A 4,700-nucleotide genomic window follows, 5' to 3' on the forward strand; every position below is an offset into this window, starting at 1 on the left:
CGAACCTCTTCCGTGAAGAGGTTCCGTAATAGAACAGATCGTCTTCGGAGATCGTCTTGCCCTCATACGCAGCCCGGAAGTGCGGCAACGCCTCCGGAGTGAAGCCACTCGGCATTTCAGTCGGTTCTCCGAAGTCGAGCACACCCTCCGCTGACTCAATTTTCTCTCCCGGAAGCCATCGCGGGAAACATTGTGTTTTTTCGAGAAAATCAAGACACGGAATGCAATCAGTCATCAAGCAAGAATATTCTTTTGAGCCTACACCTGAAGAACAAATAAGCAAGTTCTTAGTGTTATTCATCGGGAAAAGCGCCGGCATCTGGTAAACACAGTTATTCCAAAACCGATCAAAATACAGATGCTGTTTAAAGAATGGCCTGTATTGACTTAGATACAACTTCGACTTCTGAGCCCCTTCAGCCACCTTCCCCCGAAAAACACCCTCTTTCTGCGGGCGATCCCACTTCACCTTTTTGGGATCCAAATTAATTTCGAAATCTTCATTTGCCGAAGCAGATTTTATCTGCTCATTGTAAAAAGAAATTGATTTTTCGATACTATCAAACACCTTCATTTCATCGGAGCCATATGCCCAAGCATCTCGACCTGTTTTCAGACCATTTGAGTAATTCAAGAAGAGCGATTTTTCATTCGTCTTCTTTCCGTCAGTACGAATAAACCGAGCATAGGAGTCATCTCGCTGATTCAGCCAATCTCCATGAGCATCCGGAACAATTAGATTCATCGACACATCAATGATCGAACGATCATCCCGAAGGGTGACAAGCTTTTCCTCACGCGTCAAATAGTCCTCGACCGCATGAAAGAGAACCCGACCCCGTTCTTTTGATTCAGGATTCTTCACCAAGAAAGCAATCATGACTGGAGCACGGCTACCCTCACCAAAAATCTTCCCACCTTCCCGACGGGAGCGCTCACCCAACGTCCTTTGGTTGCCCTTTAGGTGATAAACATAGATCGAATTAAACTCATCTGCCACGCATTTACGCATGCCATCAGCACTATTCGACTCCACCCATCCCGCATTAGTCACAAACCCAATTACACCTTTATCACCAATGCGATCTGAGGCCCAACGATATGCCCTTACATATGAATCGTACAAAGAATTTTTTAGCGTCGCCTTAGTGCTCGCGGCATATGTCTCAGCAATACGCCCATCCAATTCCTCGTAGCGGTCATTTTGATTATCATCATTCGCATTATCCTGGCCCACAGAATAAGGCGGATTACCAATGATCACACGAATGTCCTGACGATTCAACGCAGACAACCGAGCATTGTTCTCACTCAAATCCGTACTAAAAATTGCCCCCTGTCGATGATCGGTAAACGTATCCGTCCAAATCATCACCTTATTCGGCTTGTACGGCTCATTCGGACAAATCTCGTGGAAAACCCCTTCAAGATTCATCGAGGAGACGTAGTAGGCGAGAGGCATGATCTCGTTCGCATGCAGGTCGTTTTCGAACTTCTGCGGAAGCTTTTCCGGCGGGATGAGCCCCGTCTGCATGAGACGCGCCATGAAGGTGCCCGTGCCGGAGAACGGATCCAAAACATGCACGCCCGGATCGGCGATGTCGGTGCCGAACTCCTTCTTCAGAAGGTCCGCCACGGATTGATTGATGAAGTCCACAACCTCGACCGGCGTGTAGACGATTCCGAGCTTTTCCTGCTGCTTCGGGAAGGCAGCCTTGAAGAACTTCTCGAAGAGCTCCTTGATGATCATCTGCCGCTCGGCGCTCGTCTTGACGTGGCGCGTGCGGGCGTGGACGCTCTCGTAGAAGTCTTTGAGCGTCTTTGCAGGGGACTGCATCCCCTGACGGTCAAGCTCCTCGACCATCGTCGTCATCGCCTTGGCGATCGGGTTCTGCTTGGAAAATTCGTAGACGACGTCGCCCTTTTCGTCGTAGACCGTGAAGAGCACATCAAGGATCGGCTTCGTCACGACGTGCTGCGCCAACATTTCAATGATTTCGCGATCGTCGAGATTCCCGCTCAAGGTTGCCTTGAGTTCCTTCTTGAATTCCTCGAACTTCCGGCTGACCGCAGGTTCGTCCCGGACCTTCGATTCAATATGCCGCACCTGCGCGTCGCAGAGTTGCGCCACGTCCTCGGCCCAGTCCCCCCATTCCCGGCGGTTCCCGACGCGCTTCAAGATGCGCGTCCGGATCGTCTCTTCCAGGTAGTCGTTGCGTTCGAAGAGACTGCCTTGTTGGGGATCAGGCTCATTACCTTTCTTGCCGCCACGTCCCTTGCCCGGGGCCTTCCCCGCAGGCTTCCCGGGCTTGCGGTTGACCTTGGCCGTGGTGATGCTGATGACCTCGATCTTCTCGGGGTTCACCGTTCCCAACTGCCCGTCGACGACGCTCGCGAAGTCCTGGTCGATCGACTTCAGGGCACGAAGCACCTGCCAAACGACGTCGAATTCCTTGTTGTTGTTCAGAGCCAGCTCGCCCGGCACCCCGGCAGAGGTCACGACCGGCAGGATCACATAGCCGCGCTCTTTGCCGGGCGCCGTGCGCATCACGCGTCCGACCGTCTGGACGACGTCCACGACGGACTTGCGGGGCGAGAGGAAGATCACCGCGTCGAGCGAAGGCACGTCGACGCCTTCCGAGAGGCACCGGACGTTGAAGAGAATCTTGCAGTGGTTCTTCTCGGGTTCCGCCCGCAGCCAGTCGAGGAGCGCACCCTTTTCGGTCGCATTCATGCTCCCGTCGATATGTCGGCAGTCGCACACCAAGGGGTACTCGGCGTCAAAGGCCGCATGGCTGTAGGAGCGGTTCTTCTCGTTGAGCGTGTTGAAGTGGTCGCGCTTGAAGTCTTCGATCGTCTTCGCGAAGTTCGCAGTGAAGAGCTTCGACGACGTGCGGTCCAAGTTCTGCCCCGGCTTCGGCGGCTCAATCACCTGCGCAAACCCCACCGCACGCTTCATGAGCTTGAGGTCGTCCCACATCGAGCGCTCGCCCTTGAAGTCGCACTTCGAGAGCGCGCGCCACGCGCCGATCACCTTCGCGGCATGCTTCACGGTCAGGCCGCCGGCTTCGACCAACGTGTAGTCGTCCATTCCCTGGTTCTTTACGACGGACTCATCCACCGCGAGCACGATGACCTTGTAGTCCACCAGGCTCTTCAGGCGCACGGCTTCCGAGAAGCTGATCGTGTGGAAGGTCTTTCCGAAAACCGCCTCGTCGTCCATCGAGTAGAGGACCACATCGCCCTCTTCGCTCTGCTTCTTGGCGTCGCCCCCGAAAATCCTCGGGGTCGCCGTCATGTAGAGGCGCTTCTTCCCGCGGATGAAGTTCTGGTCATGAATGCGCTGGAAGGGCGCGTCTTCGTCGTCGACATGGTGACCGCCCGCCGTGCGGTGCGCCTCGTCGCAGATGATGAGGCCGATCTCATCCATCCCATACTGCTTCTGGGCCTGACTCACGACTTCGATCGACTGGTACGTGGAGAAGATGACGGTCATGCCGCCGCGCTCACGCGCCTTCTTCACTTCAGCCGCAAGCTTCTCCGGCTCCGTCGTCGCGGGGTACGAGAGTTCGCTTCCGACGGTGAGCGACTCGATGTCCTCAAGATCCGCCTTGCCGGTCGTCGTGTCGGAACACACGGCGAACGCATTGATCTCAAATTCGCACTGCTGCTTCCAGTCGGAGAGCGTTTGCGAAAGCAGAGAAAGCGAGGGCACGAGGAACATGACGAAGCCGCCCTCCCCTTCCATCGCCTCGGCGATCTGCATCGAGGTGAAGGTCTTCCCGGTCCCGCAGGCCATGATGAGCTTGCCGCGGTCGCTCGTTTGGAAGCCGGTCAAAACGTCCTTGATGGCGTATTCCTGGTACTTGCGCGGGACGCGCTTCGGCCGTGTTTCGACCTTGCCGCTTTCGGCATAGACGCTCCAGTCGATCACCGAGGCCGCAAGATCCCGCCGAGTGATGAGCGTGACGGGGATCGCCTGCGCGTGGAGTTCCTTCACCACGTTTTCCGACCACTTTTCGTTGGTCGCGACGAGCAGGCGATGCGTGAAGTGAGCCTTCGAGGAGGCCGCGAGGAAGGAATCGATTTCGGGCTTCGTCACGCGGTGCTCGCGCCCGTAGAGCTTGCACTGGACCGCCGTGAAGCCGTCCCCGTCCGCATTCGTCGCTACGAGATCGATCCCGTAGTCCTTGGCGTTGACGGCATACCCCGGATTTTCTGCGGACCAGTCCTTCCAGGTCTGGACCTTCGTGAAGAGATTCGCGTACGTGGGCTCCTTCATGAGCCAGTCGCGAATCAGCGTTTCAAAGCGCGTCCCCTTGTCCCGCGCGGAGAGCGACGACGCTTCGATCGACGCCAAAAGCGCCGTGAGCGCCGAGGCGTTGTCGAATGATTCAGGAGTTTCCGGAACTAGAGCGTGGGGGTAAACGCTTGATTTACCTGGGTTTTTTCAAAAAAACCAGAGTCCATAAGAGTATAACAGGGGAAAGCGGAATATGAAGGAAAGAGGCGGACGAGCCCCCGGACCTGCCATGAAGTCCGGGGAAAATCTTCCCCATTTTACGGGTGCGGAGCCAAGCTTACGGACAACCCCGAGAAGCCCTTGCAGAGGGCTTTCCCGAAGGCGTCATGCTTGATCAATACGTCGGAAAACTCCCGTCGTCCTCCGGCCAGGGCGGCGCAGGCGGCATGTCCGGCGT

1 protein-coding gene is annotated in these 4,700 nt (G+C 56.0%); it reads right to left on the bottom strand.

Translation table 11 applies throughout. The annotated features are described in order from the left end of the window. Nucleotides 1–4,360: type ISP restriction/modification enzyme (locus HMPREF9440_RS03735; RefSeq protein ID WP_008541646.1), on the bottom strand; the 4,360-nt coding region annotated here is incomplete at its 3' end. Nucleotides 4,361–4,700 lie beyond the last annotated feature (340 nt).

The sequence above is a fragment of the Sutterella parvirubra YIT 11816 genome (genome assembly GCF_000250875.1).
Taxonomy (GTDB): Bacteria; Pseudomonadota; Gammaproteobacteria; order Burkholderiales; family Burkholderiaceae_F; genus Sutterella; species Sutterella parvirubra.